Genomic DNA, 26,374 nt, shown 5'->3' on the forward strand with positions numbered 1-26,374 from the left:
CAATAATATGCAGGCATCCAGCGAGAACGGACAATCATAGATCTGAATCATGGGAGAGACGCATGGGGCGTTCTCTTTTTTTTAGGAAGCGCTGATTCATTCACTTTGTGAATCAATCAGTGCTTCCTTAATGCCCCGGAAGGAAACCGGGAAGATATACCGGAAAGAAACTGACAGGGTCAGCTCTTTCCGATATATAGGTATTATTTATATCAAAGGCCTGCTTTTACTTATCATTGGGCACCATGCCCGCGTACCCATGAACGCATACAGGAGGAAACATGTACGACACATTTAAAGAATTGGGAATTGCGCCGGAAATACTGAAGGCCGTGGAGGATATGGGATTCGAGGAACCAAGTCCCATCCAGAAGGCAGCCATTCCTATTGCCCTCACCGGAAAGGATCTGATCGGCCAGGCCCAGACCGGCACCGGCAAAACCGCAGCTTTTGGCATTCCCATCCTGGAAAGGATTGACACATCCAAGCCGGGACCCCAGGCCGTTGTCCTTTCCCCTACCAGGGAACTGGCCATCCAGTCTGCTGAAGAAATCAACCATCTGGCTCAGTACCTTCCCATTCATGCCCTTCCCATTTACGGCGGGCAGGACATTGAAAGGCAGTTCAAAGCTCTCCGGAAGCATCCCAACATTATCGTGGCCACTCCGGGCCGTCTCATGGACCATATGAAGAGAGGCACCATTGACCTGTCCCATGTACAGGTTCTTGTGCTGGACGAAGGGGACGAAATGGTGGATATGGGATTCATCGACGATATCCGCACCATTCTGGCCGGCATTCCGGAAGAAAGACAGACCATGTTCTTCTCCGCCACCATGCCGGAACCGATTCGCCAGCTGGCTGAGACCTTCCTCAAAGATCCGGAACTGGTGAAAATCAAAGCGGCCACTGTGACCATTGACCTCATCGAACAGGAATACATCGAACTGCCGGACCGCCAGAAATTTGATGCCCTCTGCCGCCTGCTGGATATGCAGGATCCGGAACTGGCCATCGTTTTCGTCCGTACCAAGAGAAGATGCGATGAAGTGACGGAAGCCCTGAAGAAGAGGGGATACATGGCAGAAGGTCTTCATGGCGACCTGTCCCAGCAGAAAAGAGACACTGTGGTGCGCCAGTTCAAAGAAGGCACCATTGATATTCTGGTAGCCACCGATGTGGCAGCCAGAGGCCTTGATATTTCCGGTGTGACCCATGTATACAACTTCGATATGCCCCAGGATCCGGAGATCTACGTACACCGCGTAGGACGTACCGGCCGCGCAGGCAAGACAGGCCTGGCAGTGACATTCGTCATTTCCAGGGAAATGGGACAGCTCCGGGATATTGAAAGAGTCATCCGCCGCCGTATCAAGAGACGGTCTGTTCCTACCCTTTCTGAAGTCATCGAAGGCAACCAGAAGGCTGCCATTGAAAGCCTTTCCGACACGGCCCAGGGCGGCGGCCTGGAGGAATACAGGGAAAGCGCGGAAGATCTCCTGAATGATGTGGACTCCGTATCCCTGGTGGCTGCTGCTATCAAGCTGCTCACCAAACAGCCCGATGTGACACCGGTAAAGATTACAGAAGAAATGCCCAATTTCCGCAGACGCAAAGGAGCTCCCCGCCGTCACTTCGATGGAGACCGTCCCCGGAGAAGAAGAAATTCTGAAGGCGGCTGCCGCTTTGAAGGCAAAAGGCAGCGCCGTTTCGACAGCCATTCCGGCCAGCCCCGTCAGAATAACGGCAAAAACATTCACGAATCCAATTTCAAACCCTACTTCAGGGAAAACTGATAGAAAAGCAGGAAGGGAAGGTGCCCTTCCTGCTTTTAAGGTGGGCCGGGATATGACGCCTGCGCCTGTCCTGGCACAGGTTGCTTTGCGGTCCTTTTTGCCAGTTCAGCCGAAAGACTTGTTAAAAAAGGAGACATAGTGTATTCTATATTCATAGAAATAAATATAAAGGAGGCTGTCCTATGAAAAAAGTGATTATGATTAAAATTCCCGGCTGTCCCTACTGCGCTAAGGCCAGAAAGGCCATTGGCCTTCTGCAGGAAGAAGAACCATACAAAGACATCAAGGTGGAGGAAATCGATGAAACCACCCAGCCGGACCTGGCGGCGCCCTATGGAAAGGATTACTATTATGTGCCCAGCCTTTTCATTGAGGGGAAGAAGTACTTTGAAGCCAAACCGGGTATGGACTACGATACCATTGAAAAAGCGGTGAGGGACGTATTTGAGGAAGCACGGAAGGCTTGACCTGTAAAAACCAAAGGCCGTTTCGCAGAGGAAACGGCCTTTTCGCTGTGGAAGAAAGGAAAATGGGATGGACAATTTCGAGGAGAAGAACAGAGGCTATTGGAATGAGCGGAGCCGCGGCTACAGCAGTCTTAGACAAAAGGAACTGTCCGGGCCGGACAGCAGGGCCTGGGAAAGGTTCCTGATGGAAAGGCTTCCGAAGGGAAGACCTCTTCGTGTTCTGGATGCAGGCACGGGGCCTGCCTTCCTTGCCATTATCCTGGCAAAGACAGGATGCAGAGTGACGGCCCTTGATTTCTCTGCCTCCATGCTGAAAGAGGGGGCGGCTAATGCGGAAAAGGCGGGAGTTTCCATTTCTTTCACGCAGGGCGATGTGATGAACCTGCCCTTTCCGGAAAGCAGCTTTGATGCCATTGTGACCCGCAATGTGACCTGGAACCTGCCCGATGTGCCCAGGGCCTATGCGTCCTGGCAGAGGGCTTTGAAAAAAGGGGGCGTCCTTCTTAACATGGACTCCAACTACGGTCCCATGGATTTCACTGCCGCTGCGAAACTTACCAAAAATGCGCACCACGGTGTGGCGGAAAGTCTTATAGAGACCTGCCAGGAACTGAAGGACTCCATCCGTATCAGCACCCACAGCCGGCCGGCCTGGGATGTGGAACGGCTGCGGCTTCTGGGCTTTTCTTCCGTCACATGGGAAGAGGATATACGCCCTCTTGTGCACCTATCCAAAGAATGGGACTACGACCCGCTGCCTCTTTTCTGCATCAGGGCGGTGAAATAGAAGGGAGACGGTAGAAAGCAGAGGCCCATGATTTCATCTGCGGACCTGCTTTTCCTTTATTTCACTGCATACGTATGGAGGAATCAGGAGTTTTGACATGGGAAAAGGGCTGTGAAGAAATGGTCATCATTTCTTCACAGCCCCTTTTGGGATATGATGAAAATGTATCAAACTCCGGCAAAGCTGCCGCAGCAGCCCTCAGGCGCAGAACGCCAGTCAAACTTAAGAACCTTTCACGACCTTCAGCATTTCTTCCTTCATTTCCAGATACCGGTCCGTATAGTAGGGGCCTGCCTGGGATTCCCGAAGATCGTAGCCGTAGGGACGCCGGCTGATGGCGATGAGGGGCGGCGCCTGGATTCGTTTGGCTACGGCAAATCCTGCAAAAAGGTTCCACCAGCGCTCCAGGTCCTGAATGAAAGCGGCGTGAGTGGGAAAGAGGTCTTTTACCTTTACGGAACAGCCCAGATGCTCTTCTAGCGTTCCTTCCCTGTACCAGGCCAGGATGTCCTCCGGTGTATTTCTCTGCCAGGGTTCTACAAAGCTTTTCAGCAAATAGTCATGGTATTCGTAAATGAGAGGATCCCCCAGGCCTTTGGTGACATCCTGGTTCTCCGACAGTTCGGCACTGGGTTTTACGGTGAAAATCCCTTTGGGAATGACTTCCTGCCCGTACCATTCATTCAGGGCCCTGCCCAGTTCATAGATCTGGTATTTCCACAAATCCGCCGTAGCCGCCAGGGCGCCGGCCAGGTCGCCGTAGAGGGTGCCATAGCCTACGGTCATTTCCGTTTTATTGGCGTTGCAGGTGAAGATACCGCCGAAGGCGGCGGAGAGTGCGGAAAGAATGCGGCTGCTCCGGTCCCGGGCCTGCATGTTTTCTTTCATAAATCCGGTGAGATGGATTTTTTCTTTTCCCACAGGAAGTCCTTCCAGGGCCCGGGCCGTTTCATCAATGAAGGAACCGATGGGAATGGTCAGATAGGGGGATTCCAGATGATCGGCCAGTTTTCTGGCCAGGTCCTTTGTCATTTCTGAATTGAAACGGGTAGGCGTATTCACTAGAAGGAGATGATCTTTGGGCAGCACTGAACGGTAGAGGGCGGCGTTTACGGCAGAGTCGATGCCGCCGGATACGCCAATCACCACCTTGCCCACGTGGATGGCAGAAAGGAATTTTCTGACTCCGTAACGGAGAGCAGGAAGAAGCATGCGGCCCTGGAAGGGAGCCATAGGCTTTTCAGACATCAGATTTCCAGAGTCCCTGTGGAAAAGGAAGAGGCACCGGGGCTCTTCATAGGGGCGGGCTTCGGCGATGAGGGTCCCTTCTTTATCATAGGCGGCGGTCATGCCGTCGAAGGTATAGCAGGTTTTTCCGTTATTCTGCAGGCCCCGCTGATTGACGTAAATCATGGGGATGTGGAGTTTGGAAAGGGCATCGCCCAGCATGCGGTGCCGCTTTTCATTTTTCCCCAGAGTAAAGGGGGAGGCCGACAGGTTGAGGAAAAGGGAAATATCCTTCTTAGCCAGAATGGACATGGGGGAAAGACTGTAGTTTTCATCCCAGCTGTCTTCGCAGAGAAGGACACCGGTGCGAATGGTTTCGCTGCCGGCAGGAAGGAGGAAGGGCGTCAGCGCCTCTTCTAAGGAAAGGCCTTCTTCCAGGGCCTCCTGGCGAAGGGAGGTAAAGTAGCGGCGGTCATCGAAGCAGCGGTAATTGGGAAGAAGGGTTTTAATAACAAAAGGATGCCTGCCGTTTTCCGGAATGAGGAAATGACCACCGGCGGCGGCAAAGGCGGCGTTGTATTTCCGGGGCCTGCCGTCGTCGTTTGTCTTTTCCCAGTCTATGGCGCAGCTGCCCCAGAGGATGGTGATGTCCCGGGAGGCGGCGGCTATTTTTTTATTATAGGCTTCGCATTCCCGGAGAAAAGCGTTTTGGTCCCACAAATCGCCGATGAGGTAGCCGGTGAGGCACATTTCCGGAAGCACCAGCATATGGGCCCCTTTCTCCCTGGCCCTTTGGATTTCTTTTTCTATCTGCTTCCAGTTTTCCCGGATGTTTCCGGGAATCACATCAATCTGGGCGGTGGCAATTTTTATCATGACAAAGCCTCTTTTCCATGAAATCTTGTTCTTTTCTCCATTGTACAGGCAGGAAGCAGGCCTGTAAATCTTTTATTTCCTCAATCATAGATTGACTTGCATCGAGCTTTAACCAGTATAATAAAATAATGGCTATATGGCTCGATGGATGTACTGATTCCATCATCGTTTCCCTATGAAAGGAGAACCTATGCTTTCTTTGATCAAAATTTCAGCCCTGGGGGCAGCCTGCCTCCTGCTGGCGGGCTTCTGGTTTATCAACCGGGACGAAATGGATCCTTTGATGACGCCGGCAAGGAAGGCGCGCATCGAAGCGTCACCTCATTACAGGGACGGTGAATTCCATCCGGAAGTGCCCCATGAAAAAGTGACAGCGGACATATCCTTTTGGAAGTCCTTCTTGTTCCCCGCCGCCGGCGTGAATATTCCTCAGGATCCCATGGTTCATGAGAAAAAAGACCTGAAATCCATTCCCCCATGGGACGATGTGGTGGTGTGGCTGGGGCATTCCTCCTTCTATATGCAGCTGGGCGGAAAGAAAATACTTATTGACCCTGTATCTTCCCTGTACGCTTCGCCTTTTCCGTTCATCGACAGAGCCTTTGACGGGAGCAATGTGTACGGTCCGGAGGACATTCCCGATGATTTGGATGTCATGGTGCTGTCCCATGATCACTGGGATCATCTGGATTATGATTTCGTGAAGAAAATAGAACCGAAAGTACATCATGTGGTGACGGGCCTTGGAAATGGAGGCTATTATGAAAAATGGGGCTATCCCCTTTCCAAAATCCATGAAGCCGACTGGAATGAAGAGGTAAAGCTGGATGGTCTTTCTGTCTGGGTACTTCCTACCCGCCATTTTTCCGGGCGCCTGCTCAAAAGGAACCAGACCCTTCCTGTTTCTTTTGCCTTCATTACGCCGAATCGGAAGGTGTACTACAGCGGCGACGGCGGTTATGACGGAAGATTCAGGGACATGGGAAAGCAGTTCGGCGGCTTTGACCTGGCTTTGATGGAAGACGGCCAGTATAATCAAAATTGGCACTCTGTCCATATGCTGCCGGAGGAAAGTGCAAAGGCAGTGGAGGAAATCGGGGCCAGAGCGCTCATTCCCTGCCACAATGGTAAATACGCCCTCTCCACCCACACCTGGCAGGAGCCCTATGAAAGAATGAAACTGGCGGCGGAAGGTAAATCCTTCCGCCTTCTGACCCCGGAAATCGGGGAAGCCGTCCATATAGGCGATGATACCCAGCAATTCAGGGAATGGTGGAACATGATGAAGTGACAATTTCATAAAGAATGAAAACCTTCACCCTGACAGCAGGGATTGCGCTTCGCGCCAGGGAGCTGTGGATAAAGGGCAGAGATTTTTCCACAGCCCTTTGGCAGCCTTTCTTCCGGAAGGAAGATAAAAAATCTTCTCAAACAGGAAAAACCATGGTATAATGAATTGTATTTTCTAGATATGAAAAGCTTTGCATCTTTGTGGTATAATGACAGAGATACATTGATTTTATAGTACCCGAGGGGGAAAAAGAAAGAATGAAAAGAGAAGATATCCGCAACATTGCCATTATCGCCCATGTCGACCATGGCAAGACGACTCTTGTCGATGCCATGCTGAAACAGAGTCATGTTTTCAGGGACAACCAGAAAGTGGCAGAACGTGTCATGGACTCCAACCCGCTGGAAAGGGAAAGAGGCATTACCATTCTGGCAAAGAACACTTCCGTCATGCACAATGGTGTTAAAATCAACATCGTTGATACCCCAGGGCATGCTGACTTCGGCGGCGAAGTGGAACGTATCCTGAACATGGTAGACGGCGTGCTCCTTCTGGTAGACGCCCATGAAGGCCCTATGCCCCAGACCAAGTACGTTCTCAGAAAAGCACTGGAACATAAGCTGAAACCGATTGTTGTCATCAATAAGATCGACCGTCCGGACCAGCGTATTTCTGACGTGGAAGGCGAAATTCTGGACCTCTTCATCGAACTGGAAGCAGATGATGACCAGCTGGATTTCCCGCTGATTTACTGCTCTGCCAGAAACGGCATTGCCAAGCTCCATATGAATGATGAAGGCAAGGATCTGGGCCCCCTCTTCGATGCCATTCTTAAATACTGCCCCTGCCCCGATGTGGATCCCGACGGCGGCCTGCAGGTTATGGTGACCACCCTGGAAGCCGATGATTATCTGGGTAAAGTAGCCATCGGCCGTCTGACCCGGGGCACTGCCAAACAGGGCATGCCGGTAGCCATCACTGACGGCACCAAGATCCGCAGCGACCATATCGGCTCCCTCTTCACCTGGCAGGGAATGAAACGGACTCCCGTACAGGAAGCCAAAGCCGGCGACATCATCGCCATGGCAGGCTTCAAGGATATCAACATCGGTGAAACCGTAGCCGATGCTGCCAATCCGGAAGCCCTCCCGTCCATCCACATCGACGAACCGACCCTGTCCATGGTATTCCATGTCAACAAGAGCCCCTTTGCTGGCAAGGAAGGGGACTTCGTGACCTCCCGTCACATTCGTGCCCGTCTCTACAAGGAAATTGAAACCAATGTGGCTCTTCGCGTAGAAGACACCGATACATCCGATGCTTTCAAAGTGTCCGGCCGCGGCGAACTCCATCTCTCCGTACTCATCGAAACCATGCGTCGTGAAGGCTTTGAACTGGAAGTTTCCAAACCCCAGGTTATTTACAAAGTCATCAATGGCAAGAAGTGCGAACCGCTGGAAAGACTGACCATCGAAGTACCGCAGGAATTCATGGGCGCTGTTATGGAAGGCCTTGGCCCCAGAAGAGCGGAAATGATTTCCATGGAAGAACTGGCCGGCTACATGAAGATGGAATTCTCCATCCCTGCCCGCGGCCTCATCGGCTTCAGAAATGAACTGCTCACCACCACCAGAGGCACCGGCATTATGTACCATGTATTCCAGGGCTATGCACCCTACAAGGGCGATATTCCTGAAAGAACCAGAGGCTCCCTGGTTGCTTTTGAAGCAGGCGTTACCACTGCCTACGGCCTGAACTCTATTCTGGACAGAGGCGAACTCTTCCTGGAACCGGGGGTTGAAGTATACGAAGGCATGATTGTGGGCGAAAACTCCAGAGACCAGGATATGGACGTGAACCCCTGCAAGAAGAAGCACCTCACCAATACCCGTGCTTCCGGCTCCGATGAAGCCATCAAGCTGCCGCCATGCCGCAAGTTTACCCTGGAATCGGCACTGGAATGGATCAATGATGACGAACTGGTGGAAGTGACACCAAAGAGCATCCGCATGAGAAAGATGGTTCTTTCCCGCCAGGCCCGCTATAAGAATGCAAACGTAAAGAAGAGCCAGCAGTAAGGGACTTCTCTTTATGACAAAAAAGAGGCTGTGAAAAAATGGCAATCATTTCTTCACAGCCTTTTTTGTGGCTTCCTGTCCGCCGTGGAACTATGACGCTCCGTTTTCATAGGAAACCATTGGCTTTTATGAAAGACAATGGATTCTATTTCCTTTTGCCCCGGGCTCTTTTAAAAGCGCTTAATTTTCTTTCATTTTTGGTATATAATAAAAATATACAGATTCTATTTGGAAAGGAGGACCTCTATGAAAAAGATTTTATGTATGGCTGCCGCTCTGGCACTGGCAGGCACAGGCATGGCTGGCGCCTTTGGCGGCATTATGGATACGGAAGCGGGGTATGGGTACAACAGTGCTGCCGACGGCATTCACAGCGCCCATATCGAAGTGAAGCCGATTCCCAAGGTGGCCGTAGGCGCGGAATACCGGCACTGGAACAACCGGGGCAATGAAACGGACGTATATGCCAAGTACAAAATCGGCCATTTCTACGTAGGCGCCGGCAACCGGAACTACTACGACAGGGATGCCAGAATGTTTGGCCTCATCGAAGGGAAAGCCAATGTGCTGGGTCCTCTGGATGCCTATGCAGGGCTTCTTGTGTCCAGCGAGGAGAGGCAGTACAAGGCCGGTTTGAAACTGGACCTGGTGCCTACAGCCTTTGATATCGATGTGAACTATACCTACTACGACAGAGACGACGTGGATAACGAAGGCGGCGTAGGCGTAGGACTGAATTACCATTTCTGAAAGATTGACAGCAAAAAACGGTGCTCTTTGGGGAGCACCGTTTTTTATTACCGGATGGTATACTCTTTTCCTGTGCCCGGTGCGTATACCAGGGTGGCCTGGCCGGAAGAGTCAGCGGATCCTGTGTAATAGGTCTGCCGCAGCCCGGCATTCTGGATGCCGTTTCCGGCATCATACACATAATAGTCCACCGGTACGCTGATATGACCGCCGGGGCGGGGGTATTCGTATCCGCCGCTGCTGGTGGCCCGCCAGCTCCAGTTTGGATTGGTGCTGGCATGGCCTGAAAGGGGGCCGTTTTGGGAAGCAGAATAATAGATAAGCACATAATAATCGGTGGACCCCTGCGAAACCCGTCCGATAGACCAGGCATCGCCCTCACTGAAAGGAATATTGAGGGCCCGGGCCACCTGATTTCCTTCAGCGGTGCCGGAATAGACATAATGGGTGGAACCTGCAAGCAGAAGGGAGCCTAGGCCCCCGTTTCTCTCGGCAATGGCCCGGCCCAGCAGGTCGGGAATGGAAAGGGGCTCTTCCTCCTCTTTTGACGAACTCTTTGACGCCCCATTTTCCATAAGATTTCCTGCATTGTTAAACACGGTGCGAATGGAATCGCCCATGAAGCTCTGCTGGTAAATCAGAAAGCCGATGCCTGCGATAATGGCCAGAAGAAGGGCGTATTCGATAAGATCCTGCCCTTTTTCACGGAATGGCTGTCCTTTTCTGCCCATAAAATTCACCTCTTCTTCCTTATGATTTCATCATTTTATCCTATGAATCCTTTTCTGTCTATCCCTGTTATGTGCGGACTGTATTTTTCCCCTCCGGCCCTTTTACCACCATGCCTGTGGTGCCGTAACCGAAGACGGCGGAGCTTCGCACATACTCATTGCTTTCCTCTCCGGTGGACGGATTGAATCCATACTTGGTTACATAAGCTACGGGAAGGGGGTTTCCCGTGGGAGGCCAGTTTTGAATCGCCGGGGCCGTAGACGTCCCATCCGGTTTTGAATTTTGAAATAGGATAATTGCCGTTGTCGGCAGCGGAATAGTAAACCAGGACGTAAAGGTCTGTCTTCTTATTTGTCAGTCTTCCCAGAGACCAGGCGTCGCCTTCTGCATAGGGGATGCCCAGCTTTTTCGCCAGGGCGTCTCCAGCCCTGGTGCCGGAATGGACATATTCATTTTCCTTCAGGGACCAGGTACCCTTTCTGATGGCGGAACTGATGGAAGCAAGAAATGGCTTGTAGTCAGGAGAGGAAATGCGGGCGCCGGTTTTTAAAAGACTGTCTGCCTGGTTAAAAACGGCACGAATGGACGGAACCGGGCCGCTCTGATCATATATGTAAAAACCGATGGAAGTGATGATGGCCAGGAGAAGGGCATATTCTATGAGGTTCTGCCCCTTCTTCCCGGGAGGTATTGGGCTCTTCATGGTAAATCCTCCGGTTTCTTTCCTTACGAATGGATTTTATTCTACTTTGTCCCAGTCAGGGCGGCGGTCGCGGAATACGTTAATCCGGCTTCTTACCTCATGAATCACATCGGTATCCACCCGGCCGAAAGCGATATCTTCATCATCTTCCAGATGGCATATATCTTCGCCCCAGGGGTCAAGAAGAAGGGATTCGCCGGCGTATTCCGTATCTCCCGATTTTCCGGCCTGGTTTACGCAGGCCATGTAGAACTGGTTTTCAATGGCCCGGGCCCGGTTCAGGGTGACCCAGTGGTGGTTCCTGATTTTAGGCCAGGCGGCGGGGACGAAGAAAAGGTCCACATCCAGAAGGGCTTCCCGCCGGATGAGCTCCGGGAACCGGATATCATAGCATATGGCCATGGAGCAGGAAAGACCATCCAGCTCAAAATGGGACAGATGGTTTCCCATGCGGAAATACCCGGGCTCTCCAGAGAGAGAAAAGCCGTGGATCTTGTCGAAGGAAGTGACCAGGTCTCCCTTGCGGTCAAATACATAGGACCGGTTATAAATATCCTGTCCCACTTTCACGGCAGTGGTGCCGCCTACAATGTTCACCCCATGGGAGGCGGCTATGGAAGAAAGAAGGCTGCAGGTTTCCTTTCCTTCTTCATCGGCCAGCAGGGACAGGTTTTCCTTAGGGAAAAAACCGGTGTTCCAGGTCTCCGGAAGCACCAGGATGTCCGGCTTTTTTTCCATGGCCTTTTCCATCATGTCTCTGGCATGGGCAAAATTGACTTTGGGATTTCCCATTTCTACATGCATCTGCAGCAGTGCGATTCGTAATTTCATGGATAACCTCCTTTGGAATAGTGAGCTGATGGGACAGTGGGGCGGCTTACCGCTATCCGCTGTCCGCTTACCGTGAATGGTATTTAATGCCGACTGTCTCAAATGCGGCGTGTACTGAGATTCTTCGCCTGCGGCTCAGAATGACTGTGGAGCGGGAAGAAAATTCCGCAGCGCTGACTTCATGCTCATCGTCCGCAGGACGATATCTGCCCCTTGAGCGCCAGCGAACACAACCTTTCTATACAACCCGCCGCCGGCAGGCGGCCATAACCCTCGGGCCCGCAGGGCCCGTCAACCTTCCCCTCTGAACCCGGCCGCGAAGCGGCCCTTATTTCCATCATTATATCATCGAACGATGGACTACGAAAAAACCTCCCGAAGGAGGTTTTCTTAATCGAAGAACTGGATGGACGCGTTCACCAGGTAAGCGGTGTCCAGAGTGCCTGCCGTTTCGTAGGAGGAATGCATGGCCAGCTGGGCAAGGCCGATGTCCACGGTGGGCATGGATACTTTGGTGTTGGAAATATTTCCCAGAGTGGAGCCGCCGGGGTTGTCGCTCCTGTTAGTGAAGGTCTGCACAGGAATGGAAAGGTCCCGGCACAGTTCCTTGAAGCGGGCAGCCGAAAGGCCGTCGGTGGCGTAGCGCTGCTGGGCATTGTACTTGATGACGATGCCGCCGTTGATGACAGGGCGGTTCACGGGGTCCGCATATTCCGGATGGTTGGGGTGGACGCTGTGGGCGTTGTCAGCGGAAATCATGAAGCTTCCTGCCGTCATGGCCATGGTTTCATCGTAGGAGAAGCCAAGGGAATAGGACAGCCTCTGGAGCACGGTGGCAAGGAAGGGGGAACCGGCGCCCTGGGCGGTGCCGCTTCCCACTTCTTCGTTATCAAAGAGGGCGTATACAGATATATGTTTTTCTTTTTTGCCCCGCATGAATCCGCGGAAGGCTGCAAAGGCGCACTGCAGGTCATCCAGTTTCGGAGAGGAAATGAATTCCTTTTCTTCTCCCCAGATGGTGCCGGGTACCCGGCTGTAAAGGTAAAGGTCATGGGCCACAATATCTTCTGTCTTCACGTTGGCGGAAGCGGCAATGACGTCCATAAAGGAGGTCTTTTCCGTGGCAAGGCCGTAGAGGGGAAGAAGGTCCTTCTGTACATTCCAATCCTTCTTGTGGTTTACGTTCCGGTCCATGTGGATGGCTACGGAAGGAATGACCAGCATGGTGCCGTCTACGGCTGCCAGCTTCTGGGCCAGATGGCCGTTCTCACGGACAATGAGCCGCCCCGCCACGGAAAGGGGCCGGTCCAGCCAGGTGGACATGATCATGCCGCCATAGCCTTCTACGTTCAGCTTCACGTAGGGACCTTCCTTAATTTCCGGATTTTCCTTGATTTTAAAGCAGGGGGAATCGGCATGGGAAGCCATGATATGGAAGGAGCGGGCTCCTTCTTCCGGTACCGTAAAGGCGATGAGGGCGCTGCCGTTTCTGGTGACCACATATTTCCCGCCTTTTTCAATGTGCCAGGGGTCCTCTTCCCGGATTTCCGTAAATCCGGAATAGAGGAGGGCTTCCTTCACTCCGTGCACTGCATGAAATACGGAGGGGGAGCGGGCGATAAAATGAATGAGGTTTTCACCTACTTCTACTGTTGTTTCCGGCTTTTCCGCATTCATTATTTCTTATGGTTCACCTTTCTCTGGTATACGGCTTCTGCCATCTGGGCTCTTGCGCGGATGACAGGGTTATTGGTATTGATGGAGGTGGGGGTGAAATTGCTGGTATAGTGGAGGGTGTTCGTTTCCTTTTCCATTTCTACCACCTGAATGGTGCCGGCCGTGCGGTCATAGGCATAGGTGTAAGTGCAGGTGCCGCCGTCGATGGCTTCCACAGCTACGAAATGGAGGATTTCGTGGCCGTTGGTAGTGGTCTTGACTTTGGTTTCGTCCATGTCGATGGAAATGGTATCGTTATATTTCCAGTAATTTTCAGCAGAAACAGTCATGGAGCCTGCAGCAATGGCAGCAGCCAGGCCCAGGGCAATCATCATTTTTTTCATAGGGCTACTCACTTTCCCGGGAAAAATCAGTTCCCGTTACCATAATGAAATCTATATTATTATAACATATGAGAAGAAAAGACAAAAAGAGATTCAGGAAGCAGCAGGATTGTAACCGCTGCCTGCTGACGGTCTTTCGCGTATTCTCTGCATTTTCCATGAGGGGTTAAAGTTCTGCGCACAGGCTGCCTGCCAGATTCATAGCCCGAGGCAGCGCCGCCACCTGCTGGACCTTTCCCCTATGCTATAATAGACAGTAAAGCAAAAAAAGGAGGGCCCATCATGAATTACGGATTTATTGTTTCCTATGACGGAAGCCGCTATGAAGGCTGGCAGCGGCAGACGAGGACGAAGGACACGATCCAGGGGAAGCTGGAAGACACGCTGGAGAGGATTACCGGGGCCAAGGGGCAGGTGATCGGTGCCGGGCGGACCGATGCCGGTGTCCATGCCCTGGGGCAGTATGCCAATGTCCATCTGCAGGAGGAATATGACCTGAAAATGCTGCAGGATGCATGGAACCGGGCTCTGCCTGATGATATTTCCATTCATGGTCTTGCAATCAGGGATGAAAGATTCCACAGCCGCTTTTCGGCAGTGGAAAAACACTACCGCTACTGTATCCGGGTGGGGGCGGAGAAGAATGTATTCCGCCGCCGCTATGTGTGGCAGCTGGGAGAAGCGCTGGATGTGGAGGCTATGAGGCGGGGCGCCGCATTTCTTACAGGAACCCATGACTTTACTTCTTTCTGCGGCAACAGGCATTTCAAGAAATCCGCCGTCCGCAGTATCTCTGATATATCTCTTTCCCTTTCCGGCGGCGAGCTGATCATAGACTATCGGGGCAGCGGCTTTCTGCAGAATATGATCCGCATCATCACCGGCACCCTGGTAGAAATAGGGGAAGGAAAGAAGAAGGCTGAACAGATGCCTGCCATTCTGGAAGCAAAGGACCGGAGCGAGGCAGGCTTTACGGCGCCGCCCCAGGGACTGGTTCTGGTGGATGTGGTGTATTGATTTCGGAAAGTCTGTATTTCATGTATGGAGGATGGTATGCGGGAAAATTTACCAACCATTGAGCAGATGGAGTGCTTTATCATCTATGGGAGGGTAGGCAATTTCGCCCGGGCTGCCAGAGAAGCCAATATTACCCAGTCCGCTTTCAGCGCCCAGATCAAGCATCTGGAGTGCGTTCTGGGGGTAAAGCTCATTGAACGGTCTCCCCGGGGCAGCCATCTCACCGAGGAAGGGGAGCGTTTTCTTCCCCGCATCCGGAAGTGGATGGAGGGACTTCGGGAAATCGTGGATGATACCCGCCTGGCAGTGGAAGAACCGGCAGAGCTGAATGTAGGCATTCTCCGGTCCCTGGGGGATATCCAGATGAACCGCCATGTGGCCCGTTTCAGGGAGCTTCATCCCAATCTGCAGCTGAATGTTTTCGATATGCCCACTTACCAGATCCATCAGGCCATGACCGAAGGCAGGCTGGACGTGGTTTCCACCTACTTCGTGGAAAAGAGTCTTCCTGACGGGGCCAGTCTGGAAGACTATGCCATCGTCCGCTTCTGCCGGGATAACATGGTGTACTACGGGCCCCGCATGGATATGGGAGACAAACCGCTGACCAGGGAGGAAATTCTGGAGCGTCCTCTGGTACTTTACCCGTCCAGCTATTACATGAACCGGATTTATACGGATTACTTCATGGATACTCCCAGGAAATACCGGATTTCCGCCAGGCTTTCCTCGCCCTATGCCATTATCCACTACTGCCAGGAAAATGAAGCCGGTGCCCTGCTGCCGGATCGTCTGCTGAAGACCCTGGGCCATAGGGAAGGGATTTATCCCCTGGAGGTGCCCCTTCAGGCAGAGGGCTACCTCATTTATCGGAAGGACCATCCGGCAGCCCGCCTGATACAGGACTATGTAAACCAGATACTGGCCAGCTTCCAAAGCAGTACCATCAAAGAAAAATGATTCAGGCCCCTTTGGGTGTTATCGCTTTTCGCGATAACACCCATCTTTTTTATCTGTTATACAAGAAGGGGAAAGGCTTGTATAATGGGGTCTGTGTTTCGCAGAAACCCTGCGAAAAGAACGTTTTATTCCCATGTACTGCAAGAAAGAGGTTGATTTTTATTATGGCAGTCAAACCACGTTTGTGGACCCGGGGGTTCATTCTGGACACCCTTGTTAATTTCCTGATTTACATTATTTACTATATGCTGGTGGTAATCATCGCATCTGAAGCCATCTCCTCCCTGAACGCCACGGTAAGCGAGGCGGGACTGGCAGCAGGCATCTTCGTACTGGGCACCCTGGCAGCGCGTCTGGCGGCAGGCCGGTCCGTTGAAATTTACGGCCGCAAAAAGATGCTCTACGGCGGCATTCTGTTCTACCTGGTGACTACCTGCATGTATTTTGCTGTCGATTCCCTGCCCCTCATGTATGGGGTGCGCTTTTTAAACGGCATTGGCTACGGCATTGCCTCCACCGCCACCAGCACCATCGTATCTGCCATGATTCCGGAAGAACGGCGGGGCGAAGGCATCAACTACTATGCCCTCAGCATGAGCCTGGCAGCTGCCATCGGACCCTTCCTGGGCATGATCATGCAGCAGTTCTTCTCCTTCCGCATTATTATTATGTTCTGCGTGGCCGTGGTCCTTGCCTGCCTGGCTGCTGCCTTTGTGATGAAAGTGGATGAAATCCGGATTACTGAAGAACGCCGGGCCCAGCTGAAAGAAATTTCTCTTTCCAGCTTCTTGGAACCGAAGGTCATGGGCATTGCCATCGTAGGCTTCTTCGTAGCCCTCTGCTACTCCAGTGTCCTCAGCTTTCTGGCCACCTATGCGTCTGAACTCCATCTCATGACTGCCGGCACCCTGTTCTTTGTGGTCTATGCCCTGTCAGTCACCATCATCCGTCCGGTGGCAGGCGTCATGTTTGACAAGAAAGGTGAAGACTTCGTCATGTATCCCACCTTCCTGTGCCTGGCAGTGGGTCTTCTGCTTCTGTCCATCACCACCAGAAGCTGGGAAATGCTTGTGGCCGGCGTCTTTGTAGGACTGGGCTACGGCACCTTCATGTCCAACGGACAGGCCATCTGCGTGAAACTGGTAGACGAAGTCCGCATCGGCGTGGCCGTATCCACCTACTTCGTTATGCTGGACCTGGGCCTTGGCGTAGGCCCCTACATTCTGGGCGCCTTCAAAGGTCCCCTGGGCTTCTCCGGCATTTATTCCCTGGTAGGAGTCGGCTCGGCTGCCTGCGCCTTCCTGTACTACGGCCTCTATGCATGGCGCCGTAACCTGCGCCAGAGCCATGAAGCCGGTTCTGTAGAAAAAGCATAAGCCGAGAAAACAGGCGAGGAAATGGAAATCATTTTCTCACCTGTTTTTTTATGGAGTTTCCTATCCGGCGTGGGACGATGGCGATTCAAAGCGATGGGAAACTCATTACGAAAAGTTTCCTGTCCGGCGCTAAACAGCTGGGATTTACCACCACAGGAAACCTTTTTTCAGCTATAAAATCATTTCATCAAAAAAATTTTCAAAAAATGCTTGACATATGATGCATCCGTTGGTATACTACATAAGTCAGTCAACCACTGATGAAAACAACAAGGCGCTGGCCGCAAGGCCAGGAATAAGCAGCATGGAGAGGTGTCCGAGCGGTTTAAGGTGCATGATTGGAAATCATGTTGACGGCGAATACCGTCACGGGGGTTCGAATCCCCCTCTCTCCGCCACAGCAGAAGCTCTGTCAGGAATGACAGAGCTTTTTTCGTGCTTCTCCGGAGAAAGGGGCGGATATCCCGGAAGGGGGACTGAAAGCACGGCAGATATCATTTCCCTCTGCCTCTTCAGCTTTTTATATCTTTCAGGGCCCGGTGACCATTAGAGATTTCCATGATGGCTGCCTGTCCATGGGACAGTCTTTTTCATTTCGCTTTTTCTTCCATGAAATTTTCAGATGGCAGAATGGGAAAAAGGGTATATAATGAAGGTGTAATTCTGTGTTTTATGGAATACTATTTTGGAAAACAGGAAGGGATTATGATGAAGATTTCACAGAGAGCATTAAGCTTAACCACTTCTCCTATCCGCAGGCTGGGACCATACGCTGTAGAAGCCGAGAAGGCAGGCAAAAAGATTTATCATCTGAACATCGGCCAGCCCGATATTGAAACACCGCCCCAGTTTATGGAAGCCATCCGCAGTTTCAATAAAAAGACGGTAGCCTACGGTCCTTCCCAGGGGGACATGCACCTCATTCACCAGATTCAGAAGTATTATAAAGAGTGGGGCATGGAGTACAGCGAAAAGAACATTTTTATCACTTCCGGCGGCAGTGAAGCCCTGGAACTGGCAGCTCTTACGCTCTGCGACCCGGGGGACGAAATCCTGGTGTTTGAACCTTTCTATGCCAACTATAATTCCTTTGCCAAGATTGCCGGCGCCCATGTCAGAGCGGTTCCTACCAGCGCTGAAACGGGATATCGTCTGCCGGACCAGGAAACGGTGGAAAAGTACATTACCAACAAGACCCGTCTCATTCTTCTGACCAACCCCGGCAACCCCACCGGTGTGGTATATAACAAGAAGGAAATGGACATGATTGCGGCGGTGGTTAAGAAACATGGCCTCGCCCTCATTGCGGACGAAGTATACCGCGAATTTGTCTATGACGGCGCCTACACCAGCTTTGGCACCTATGACGATTTGGCAGACAACCTCATCATCGTGGATTCCGTATCCAAGAGGTACAGCGCCTGCGGTGCCCGCATCGGCTGCCTGCTCTGCAAGAATGATGACTTTACCACCCAGATTAATAAATTCTGCCAGGCCCGCCTCTGCGTGCCTACAGTAGAACAGGTGGGAGCAGCCGCTCTCTACGATACGCCGAAATCCTATCTGGAAGCGGTAAACCAGGAATACAAGAAACGGCGTGATACCATTGCTGCCGGCCTGGCTGCCATTCCCGGTGTCATTTCCTCGGACCCCAAGGGCGCCTTCTATGTGATGGTGAAGCTGCCGGTGGATGATGCGGAAAAATTTGCCATCTGGCTTCTGAAGGACTTTGACGAAAACGGGGAAACCGTGATGATCGCCCCGGGCAACGGTTTCTATGCAGAACCGGGCAAAGGGGTGGATGAAGCCCGCCTGGCCTATGTGCTGAACTGCGATGACCTGAAGAAAGCCATCCATCTTCTGGGAGAAGGGCTGAAAGCCTATCCGGGAAGAAAGATCTGATTAGATGAAATCAAAAAGGCCATGAAAAATGGATGCCCATTTTTCACGGCCTTTTTGCTATGAAATTTCCTGATTGGCGCGAGACGATTGCGATGCAGGGCGGCAGAAAACGATTTGCAGAGTCTCTTCTCTGTGATATACAATAGGGCAAAAAGAAAAGGCAGGTACAACCATGGAAAAATTATATTTTGCTTCCGATTACATGGAAACGGCAGCGCCGGAAATCATTGAAAGACTGGCGGCACTTTCAGGAAAAAAATTCACCGGCTATGGATCCGACGAAATATCGGAATCGGCCAGGGAGAAAATCAGAACTGCTGCTGGAACGCCGGAGGGAGAGGTGTACTTCCTGGTGGGAGGCACCCAGACCAATGCCACTGTCATTGATACCATGCTTCGGCCCTATGAAGGAGTCATTGCTGCCGCCACAGGTCATGTGTCTGTCCATGAAGCAGGAGCCATCGAATACGGCGGCCACAAGGTGCTTGCACTTCCTGCGGAAGAAGGGAAAATCAGGGCCAAAGACATTGACAGTCTGGCTGAAACCTACTGGAACGATGAGAACCATGAACACATGGTCATGCCCGCCATGGTTTATATTTCCCAGCCCACTGAATATGGCACTCTTTACAGCTTGAAGGAACTCCGGGAAATCAGCGGGGTATGCCGGAAATGGAAACTGGCGCTCTACGTAGATGGCGCCCGCCTGGCCTATGGCCTTTCCGCCCGGGGAAATGACGTGACTCTTAAGGACCTGGCAAGCCTCACCGATGTTTTCTACATCGGCGGCACCAAGTGCGGCGCCCTTCTGGGAGAAGCAGTGGTATTCCCGAAAAAAGGGACAGTGCCCCATTTCTTCACCATGGTGAAACAGCACGGCGCCCTTTTGGCCAAAGGCTGGGCAGCAGGCCTGCAGTTCGACACCCTCTTCACCGGCGGCCTTTATGCAAAACTGGGCAGAAACGGCGATGAAATGGCGGACCGTATCCGACAGGCCCTGGATGAAAAAGGATACGTCCAGGACGTAAGAAACAGCACCAACCAGATTTTCCTGACTCTCACCCACGAAGAAGCCCGGTACCTTTCCGAAAAAGTGGAAATGGGATTCTGGGAAAATAAAGGAGACAAAGTGGTCATGCGCATTGCCACTTCCTGGGCCACCACCGAAGAAGAAACGGAAGCACTGATCAAGCTGCTCTAAGAGAAAGAGAGGAAATTTTCTTTTCTTCATTCCCCTCCTGCTGATTCCGCCCACGCCTTCGGGCGTTTCTTCCTATGGTATAATAGTGGTGGAGCGCCTCTAAATTATAGAAGGCGCCAGTTTGTATAAAACCATACAACCGCCCTGCGGGCGAGGGAAATGCACCCCTTTTGGTGGCTGGCGCCACCACCTTCCCCCCGGCGGGGGGACTATGGGTGCTTAGCAATGGAGCCATGTCTCTACAGGAAAGCATAGAGCGATTTATTCTGCCCCTGCTTGCGGGGGAAGTCCGGCGCAGCCGGATAGGGGGAGGCGAGCGCAGCGAGCCAGTCAGCAAAATGCGTATCAAGCTATATGACCCATAACGACAATCCCGTAACGCTGACTTTATAAGCATTGCCGCAGAGCGGCAATCCGCAACCCTCGGGGCCAAAGGCCCCGTCAAACTTAAGAACCCTTGGGCCGAAGGCCCATCCATCTTAAGAACCTTTCCCTTCACAACCCTTCTACACAACCCGCGGCGGAGCCGCGCCCCTTTTTTATAAAAATTGCGGCGAAGCCGCCACCACAACCCTCGGCCTGAAAGGCCGTCAAACTTAAGAACCCTCCCTATTGAACCAATTGATTACAAGGAGCATACCATGTCTTCTATACAAATGATTGCCATTGATTTGGATGATACCCTTTTACGGGATGATATTTCCGTTTCGGACTACACGAAACAGGTACTGGCCCGGGCTCTTTCCCGGGGCGTGAGGATCGTCATTGCCACGGGGCGCATGTTCCAGGCGGCCCGTCCCTGGGGGAAGGCCATCGGCCTTGGTGATGTACCGGTGATCTGCTACACCGGGTCCATGACAGGGCTCTGTGAGAGCGGGAAAATCATAAGGGATGTGCGCATTGAAAAAGACAGGGCCCTTGCCATCCTTTCCGATATCAAAGCCCATGGCTGGTATGCCCATACCTATATTGACGATGAGCTTTATGTGCCTTTCCGGGACTGGCGCACCGACGAGTATGAGAAGCAGTGCGCCGTGAAGGCTCATGTGGCAGGGGATGATTTCTGGACGCCCCGGAAGGCGCCTACGAAAATTCTGGTCTGCGAATATGACATGGAAAAGATGAAGGGTGTGGAACATTTCCTGAAGGAGAAATATGCGAATCTGGTGAACCAGGTGAAATCAAAGCCTTTCTTCTTTGAAATGAATAACCGGGAATGCTCCAAAGGCAGGGCTGTGGAGGAGCTGGCCCGTTCCTGGGGCATTCCCACAGACCATGTGATGACCTTTGGCAATGGGAACAATGATGTATCCATGCTTTCCATGACCCCCTGGTCCTTTGCCGTGGCCAATGCTTCGGAAAGCGCTAAAAAAGCCGCTGCCCACGAAACAGCGTCCAACAATGAGGACGGTGTGGCCAGAGCTGTTGAAAAATATGTACTGGAGGGATGAACCATGCAGGACGATTTCCGCTTTGTTATTATTACCGGCATGAGCGGAGCCGGTAAGACCAATTTCATGCAGAAACTGGAGGATATGGGCTATTACTGCGTGGATAACCTGCCGCCGGTGCTCATTGCGCGGTTTGCGGACCTCTGCTGGAAAAGCACATCCAATACGCGCCATGTGGCAGTGGTGACGGATATCCGGGGCGGTTCCTTCTTTGATGCCCTGCCCCAGGCGCTGGATGAACTGAAGAAACGGGGCATTCCCCATGAAGTGGTTTTCCTGGAGGCCTCTGATGAGGCCCTGGTGCGGCGGTACATGGAAACGAGACGGCAGCATCCCCTGGCCAAAAATATGCGCATCCAGGAAGGCATTGCCCAGGAAAGGAAGATCCTGGCAGGCATCCGGGCCCAGGCGGACGTGATCGTGGATACCACCGCCATGAAAACCGGCGATTTGAAAGAATATCTGTCCAGCCGCTTCGGCGTGGACGGCAGCGGTACGGATATGCAGATTACCGTATTTTCCTTCGGCTTCAAGTACGGCATCCCCATTGATGCAGACACGGTGATTGACGTCCGGTTCCTGCCCAACCCCTTCTATGTGCCGGAGTACAAGTACTCCACCGGCCGGGTGAAGGAAGTGGCCGATTATATTGAAAAGGCGCCGGTGACCCGGGAATTTCTGGGGAAACTGTACGATTTCATGGACTTCATGGTGGACCATTTCAAAAAAGCGGGGAAAACCCAGTTCACCATCGCCATCGGCTGCACCGGAGGCATGCACCGGTCCGTCTTTGTGACGGAAAGGCTGGGCAGCCATTTGAAAGAAAAGTTCGGTCATGTGAACGTGGAACACCGGGACCTGCACCGAAATCATATAGAGCATGATGTGACAGATTCTTCGGAAGGATGAGGTTTGATGAAACATTTCATGCAGTGGCTCCGGCCGGGATTGGCGATTAAGCGCTGGATGGTCCTGTTTTCAGTGGGGATACTCCTCCTGGTCTTCGGTGCCACACTGATTCTGAACTACCAGATTTTCGGAATCATGGAAGAAAGAATGCTGGGGCTGGCTTTCCAGATGACAGGAAGCTACAGCTATACGTTCCTTGCAGTCTGCGGCACCCTCTTTGTCATTCTGGGTTTATGGATTATGACCACCGCCGTGAGGAAGCTCATGAAGCGGCTGGTGGAACTGCTGGCACCGGACCAGAAGGAAGTGTCCAAGAAACTCCTGTCCCGCATGGAGCTGTCCCGGGGACTCCGGGTGGTGGCCATCGGCGGCGGCCATGGACTGTCCATGCTGCTCCGGGGGATGAAGAATAAAACATCCAATATTACCGCCATCGTCACCGTAGCCGATGACGGCGGCTCTTCCGGAAGGCTTCGGGAGGAAATGGGAATCATTGCGCCCGGGGACCTTCGGAACTGTCTGGTGGCCCTGGCTGACAAGGAAACGGTGCTGGAGCAGATCTTCCAGTACCGCTTCGGCGGCGAAGGCGAACTGGCGGGGCACAGCCTGGGAAACCTTTTCCTGGCAGCCCTGATTAAGCAGTTCGGCAGCGTGCAGAACGCTCTGGAAGCGGCCAGCAAGGTTCTCAATATCCGCGGCCAGGTCATGCCTGCCACCTCCCAGAAAGTGCGCCTCCGGGCCAAAATGTCCGACGGCGAAATCGTGGAAGGGGAATCGGAAATCTCTGCCTATCCTGAAAAAATCGGACGGGACGTGCGTATCGTCCGCATGACCACGGTGCCTAAGGCGCCCATGGCCGTGGGCGATGCCCTGGAAGCCATCAGGGAAGCGGACCTCATTACCCTGGGGCCGGGAAGCCTTTATACATCGGTACTGCCCAATCTCCTGGTGCCGGAAATCCTTTCGGCCATCAGGGAAAGCGGCGCTCCGGTGCTTTATATCTGCAACGTCATGACCCAGCCCGGGGAAACCACAGGCTATACGGTGGGGGACCATCTGAAAGCCCTGGTAGACCATATCGGCGGCGGGGTGGTGGATTTCGTCCTGGCCAACAACGGCACTCCCTCTCCGGAAGTGCTTCGGAAATATGAAAAAGTCCATGCCTTCCCCGTCACCATTGACAGGAAGAAGGTGGAATCCCTGGGAGCCGCCCTCATTGAATCAGACCTTCTGGGACCGGACCGGGGCGCCGTGCAGGACACGGAAGTGCTTTCCAATGAAATCATCCGCATTCACAACCTGCTGTCCGCCAATATTGCGCCGGAAGCATTGGAAGATTATTTGAAGAGGAGTCATTAATGTCATTTACAGAACAGGTGAAGAATGAACTGGCCCGCATCCAGCGGGACGATAAAGCCTGCCGCACAGCGGAGCTTCTGGCCCTTCTGCGCATGAGCGGTTCATTCGTTACCGGATCCCGGGGACGCTGGGGCCTTGAATTTTCCACCGGCAGCAGCGCCGTAGCCCGGCGGGTGCTGGTGTACCTGAAAAAGGATTTCGGCTTCATGCCCAGCGCCATGGTGCGCCAGGGAAGACGCCTGCGGAAGAAAAATGTATACACCCTGGTGGTACAGCCCTCTGAAATGGGCCTGTCCTTCCTGAACACCATGGGCCTTTCCCCCATGGCCGGCGTAGACGACAGCCCCTTCCTGGAAAGCAGCGAAGAAAAACGGGCTTACCTGGCCGGTGCCTTCCTGGGCGGCGGTTCAGTCAGCCGTCCCCAGAGCGACTACCATCTGGAAATGGTGACCCAGTCTCTGCGGTTTGCAGAAGAAATCGTCAAAACCATGGCCTTCTTCCGCATGAACGCCCGCATGACCGACAGGAAGAACGATTACATCGTCTATATCAAAGACGGAGACGAAGTGTCCGAATTTCTCCAGATCGTAGGCGCCAGCCAGAGCTACCTGGACTTTGAAAGCGTGCGGGTGGTGAAAGACATGAGAAACCGTGTGAACCGCCAGGTGAACTGCGAAACCGCAAACCTCCAGAAAACAGTGGATGCTGCCGTTCACCAGACCCATATGGTGCAGCGGCTCCTGCAGGGAAATACCCTTTCCTCCCTGTCTCCCAAAATCCGGGAAGCCTGCGAAGTACGGCTCTCCCATCCCAATGCCAGCCTCTCCGAACTGGCAGCCATCTGCGGCATTACCAAGTCCGGTCTGGCCCACCGCTTCAAAAAAATAGAATCCCTGGTACAGGCCATGGAAGAAAGCGGAAAAACGGGCTGAGGGGAAAAAGCACGTAACAACAGGCTTTACAGGTATCGCCCCAAAGGCGATGCCGCCACCACAGTTCTCTGGGCCTTTTACCGTCCATGGAATGTTTAACATAGCAAAGGAAATACATACAGAAAAGAAGTAAACCCATGTCCATATTAAAAAAATCTATTGCATCCCTCGCCGCTGCCATGACCATGGCAGGCGGTTTGACTGCTTTCGCATCGTCTCCGGTGGATGAAACCTATACCACCCTTCCTTTGAAACAGACGAAGGCAGAAGGCACTTTGATTTTTTCTGACTGCCCGGAGTATGCAGACCAGGCAGGCATTTTGTATGAAGGCACCGCCGCTCCCGGAAAGGGACGGGTCTATTATTACCATGTGAATGAAACCGGCGGCCCTGCCCGGGTGCTGGTGTACGCGAAATCAGACAAGAAACAGCCCATCACTGTGAATCGCCGGATCAAAGGCGATGCCAGCAGCAGCTATATCCCCACCGGCGCCACCCTGTCCTTCCGGGAAGCGGTGGGAGAGGAAGAAAAGCCGGAAACGGTTACGCTCCTTCCGGGAAAGAAAACCATCCTTTTTGACGATGATCCCCATGGCATTGCCGAGGAAGACCTGGTCAGCGGCATGGTGGAAATCGAAACGAAGAAGCCCGTCACCCTGGGCACAGCCATCCTTCCCGATGGCGATATGAAAGACCTGGAAAAGGCCCTGGAAAAAGCCCTGCCCCTTCCGCCGGATACCCATGAAATGAGAGGCACCTTTGCCAGAGATATTTACCTGGAAAACGAAACCTGGGACTTTGCCAAAGGACCTGCCGACATTTCCATCGGCAATTCCTATCCCTTCCAGAAAGGACAGGATGAGATGAGCCATGTGGAAAGGGAAAACACAGGAGATTACGGCATCACCTATCATGTGACCTTTCATAACAGCGGCAGCGGGAAGTATAATCTATATATCAACGCCCAGGGCGGCGTGTACATGGGCACTTTCCAGATCGGCACCAACCCGAGGCTCCTTCGGGTATACCGCACCGATGACCGCCTGGGACGGCGCTGGTTTGGAAACGGCACCGAAAGAGACTATATTTCCTGCGGCACCTGGGACATGGGGAAGGACCTTTACATCCGCTTCATTCCTGCCGGCGCCACCTACCTGCCTATCCGTTTCCTCATGGTGCCGGAAAAGGAATCCCTGGACCAGAAATAAGCAGCTGGCAGCTGCCCCCCTATCTGTTTTCAACAAAGGAGACCCAAAATGAAATTTATTCAGTTTCGTATCGGCGATATTGTACAGATGAAGAAAAAACATCCCTGCGGAAGCCAGGAATGGGAAGTCCTGCAGCTGGGAAGCGATATGCGGATTAAATGCCGGGGCTGCGGCCATATCGTCCTCATTCCCCGCCCCAAATTTCTGAAAGGCGCCAAAAAGGTATTAAACCGCGACGTCACCAAGGACACCCCTCTGGCAGAGAGAAGCGAAGAATCCACGGAAGGGTAGGGCTTCCTCTCCGGCGTGAGACATTGGCGTATCAAAGCGTCAGGAAATTATGGGCAAAAAGTTTCCTCTCCGACGTGGGGCCGTGGCGTATCATGGCGTCAGGAAACTATGGGCAAAAGGTTTCCTCTCCGACGTGGGGCCATGGCGTATCAAAGTGTCAGGAAACTATG

At 52.8% G+C, this 26,374-nt stretch carries 24 protein-coding genes and 1 tRNA gene; 19 read left to right on the plus strand and 6 right to left on the minus strand.

Annotated elements, in window-relative coordinates; genetic code table 11:
• Positions 1-281: 281 nt before the first annotated feature.
• From HMPREF9453_RS07625 to HMPREF9453_RS07635, 3 genes are all read left to right on the plus strand, one after another.
• Positions 282-1,796, plus strand: coding sequence for a DEAD/DEAH box helicase (locus HMPREF9453_RS07625; RefSeq protein ID WP_008859975.1), 1,515 nt, complete (start codon positions 282-284; stop codon positions 1,794-1,796).
• A 182-nt stretch (positions 1,797-1,978) separates the two neighbouring features.
• A complete protein-coding gene (locus tag HMPREF9453_RS07630; RefSeq protein WP_008859976.1) occupies positions 1,979-2,263 on the plus strand; it encodes a glutaredoxin family protein in 285 nt (94 codons plus the stop codon).
• Between the two features lie 67 nt (positions 2,264-2,330).
• Complete coding sequence (locus HMPREF9453_RS07635) at positions 2,331-3,050, plus strand: class I SAM-dependent methyltransferase (RefSeq protein ID WP_008859977.1); 720 nt, start codon at positions 2,331-2,333, stop codon at positions 3,048-3,050.
• A gap of 222 nt (positions 3,051-3,272) precedes the next feature.
• On the opposite strand, the gene nadE is transcribed toward HMPREF9453_RS07635, so the two are convergent.
• A complete protein-coding gene (gene nadE, locus HMPREF9453_RS07640; protein ID WP_008859978.1) occupies positions 3,273-5,153 on the minus strand; it encodes an NAD(+) synthase in 1,881 nt (626 codons plus the stop codon).
• A 190-nt stretch (positions 5,154-5,343) separates the two neighbouring features.
• Here nadE and HMPREF9453_RS07645 point away from each other — a divergent pair, with 190 nt between their 5' ends.
• From HMPREF9453_RS07645 to HMPREF9453_RS07655, 3 genes are all read left to right on the plus strand, one after another.
• On the plus strand, positions 5,344-6,444 hold the full coding sequence (locus HMPREF9453_RS07645) for an MBL fold metallo-hydrolase (protein ID WP_008859979.1): 1,101 nt from the start codon (positions 5,344-5,346) through the stop codon (positions 6,442-6,444).
• A 257-nt stretch (positions 6,445-6,701) separates the two neighbouring features.
• Positions 6,702-8,522 carry a translational GTPase TypA gene (gene typA, locus HMPREF9453_RS07650; RefSeq protein WP_008859980.1) on the plus strand — a complete coding sequence of 607 codons (1,821 nt, stop codon included), beginning with the start codon at positions 6,702-6,704 and terminating at the stop codon, positions 8,520-8,522.
• 246 nt (positions 8,523-8,768) lie between these two features.
• Complete coding sequence (locus HMPREF9453_RS07655; RefSeq protein ID WP_008859981.1) at positions 8,769-9,272, plus strand: hypothetical protein; 504 nt, start codon at positions 8,769-8,771, stop codon at positions 9,270-9,272.
• 47 nt (positions 9,273-9,319) lie between these two features.
• Here the strand turns inward: HMPREF9453_RS07655 and HMPREF9453_RS11085 are convergent, their stop codons facing one another.
• From HMPREF9453_RS11085 to HMPREF9453_RS07680, 5 genes are all read right to left on the minus strand, one after another.
• Entirely contained in the window at positions 9,320-10,003 is a 684-nt protein-coding gene (locus tag HMPREF9453_RS11085; protein WP_008859982.1) for a Flp family type IVb pilin, read from the minus strand.
• Between the two features lie 155 nt (positions 10,004-10,158).
• Positions 10,159-10,707: a hypothetical protein gene (locus tag HMPREF9453_RS07665; RefSeq protein WP_008859983.1), complete on the minus strand. Its 549-nt coding sequence runs from the start codon at positions 10,705-10,707 to the stop codon at positions 10,159-10,161.
• 36 nt (positions 10,708-10,743) lie between these two features.
• The gene (locus HMPREF9453_RS07670; RefSeq protein WP_008859984.1) at positions 10,744-11,538 is read right to left on the minus strand and encodes a carbon-nitrogen family hydrolase; all 795 of its coding nucleotides are present in this window, start codon (positions 11,536-11,538) and stop codon (positions 10,744-10,746) included.
• Positions 11,539-11,928: 390 nt separating this feature from the next.
• Positions 11,929-13,215: a M18 family aminopeptidase gene (locus HMPREF9453_RS07675; protein WP_008859985.1), complete on the minus strand. Its 1,287-nt coding sequence runs from the start codon at positions 13,213-13,215 to the stop codon at positions 11,929-11,931.
• Positions 13,215-13,598, minus strand: a complete 384-nt coding sequence (locus HMPREF9453_RS07680; RefSeq protein ID WP_008859986.1) for a hypothetical protein — start codon at positions 13,596-13,598, stop codon at positions 13,215-13,217. Before HMPREF9453_RS07680 ends, HMPREF9453_RS07675 begins: the two co-directional genes overlap by 1 nt.
• Before the next feature lie 282 nt (positions 13,599-13,880).
• On the opposite strand from HMPREF9453_RS07680, the gene truA reads away from it, so the two are divergent.
• From truA to HMPREF9453_RS07740, 13 genes are all read left to right on the plus strand, one after another.
• Entirely contained in the window at positions 13,881-14,615 is a 735-nt protein-coding gene (gene truA, locus HMPREF9453_RS07685) for a tRNA pseudouridine(38-40) synthase TruA (protein WP_008859987.1), read from the plus strand.
• Positions 14,616-14,651: 36 nt separating this feature from the next.
• A complete protein-coding gene (locus HMPREF9453_RS07690; RefSeq protein WP_008859988.1) occupies positions 14,652-15,575 on the plus strand; it encodes a LysR family transcriptional regulator in 924 nt (307 codons plus the stop codon).
• Positions 15,576-15,739: 164 nt separating this feature from the next.
• Positions 15,740-16,951, plus strand: a complete 1,212-nt coding sequence (locus tag HMPREF9453_RS07695) for an MFS transporter (RefSeq protein WP_040380191.1) — start codon at positions 15,740-15,742, stop codon at positions 16,949-16,951.
• Positions 16,952-17,001: 50 nt separating this feature from the next.
• The gene (locus tag HMPREF9453_RS12155; RefSeq protein WP_187368072.1) at positions 17,002-17,172 is read left to right on the plus strand and encodes a hypothetical protein; all 171 of its coding nucleotides are present in this window, start codon (positions 17,002-17,004) and stop codon (positions 17,170-17,172) included.
• 85 nt (positions 17,173-17,257) lie between these two features.
• Positions 17,258-17,349, plus strand: a tRNA-Ser gene (locus tag HMPREF9453_RS07700).
• A gap of 274 nt (positions 17,350-17,623) precedes the next feature.
• Entirely contained in the window at positions 17,624-18,853 is a 1,230-nt protein-coding gene (locus HMPREF9453_RS07705) for a pyridoxal phosphate-dependent aminotransferase (RefSeq protein WP_198004149.1), read from the plus strand.
• 172 nt (positions 18,854-19,025) lie between these two features.
• A complete protein-coding gene (locus tag HMPREF9453_RS07710) occupies positions 19,026-20,054 on the plus strand; it encodes a threonine aldolase family protein (protein ID WP_008859991.1) in 1,029 nt (342 codons plus the stop codon).
• A 641-nt stretch (positions 20,055-20,695) separates the two neighbouring features.
• Entirely contained in the window at positions 20,696-21,505 is an 810-nt protein-coding gene (locus tag HMPREF9453_RS07715; protein WP_008859992.1) for a Cof-type HAD-IIB family hydrolase, read from the plus strand.
• Between the two features lie 3 nt (positions 21,506-21,508).
• Positions 21,509-22,414 (plus strand): RNase adapter RapZ, encoded by a 906-nt coding sequence (gene rapZ / locus HMPREF9453_RS07720; RefSeq protein ID WP_008859993.1) that lies wholly within the window; start codon positions 21,509-21,511, stop codon positions 22,412-22,414.
• A 6-nt stretch (positions 22,415-22,420) separates the two neighbouring features.
• Positions 22,421-23,773 carry a gluconeogenesis factor YvcK family protein gene (locus HMPREF9453_RS07725; RefSeq protein ID WP_008859994.1) on the plus strand — a complete coding sequence of 451 codons (1,353 nt, stop codon included), beginning with the start codon at positions 22,421-22,423 and terminating at the stop codon, positions 23,771-23,773.
• Positions 23,773-24,705, plus strand: coding sequence for a DNA-binding protein WhiA (whiA, locus tag HMPREF9453_RS07730; protein ID WP_008859995.1), 933 nt, complete (start codon positions 23,773-23,775; stop codon positions 24,703-24,705). Before HMPREF9453_RS07725 ends, whiA begins: the two co-directional genes overlap by 1 nt.
• A 137-nt stretch (positions 24,706-24,842) precedes the next feature.
• Positions 24,843-25,913, plus strand: coding sequence for a hypothetical protein (locus HMPREF9453_RS07735; RefSeq protein WP_008859996.1), 1,071 nt, complete (start codon positions 24,843-24,845; stop codon positions 25,911-25,913).
• Positions 25,914-25,961: 48 nt separating this feature from the next.
• Positions 25,962-26,204, plus strand: coding sequence for a DUF951 domain-containing protein (locus tag HMPREF9453_RS07740; protein WP_008859997.1), 243 nt, complete (start codon positions 25,962-25,964; stop codon positions 26,202-26,204).
• The last annotated feature ends 170 nt before the right edge of the window (positions 26,205-26,374 follow it).

It is taken from the genome of Dialister succinatiphilus YIT 11850 (assembly GCF_000242435.1).
GTDB lineage: Bacteria > Bacillota > Negativicutes > Veillonellales > Dialisteraceae > Dialister > Dialister succinatiphilus.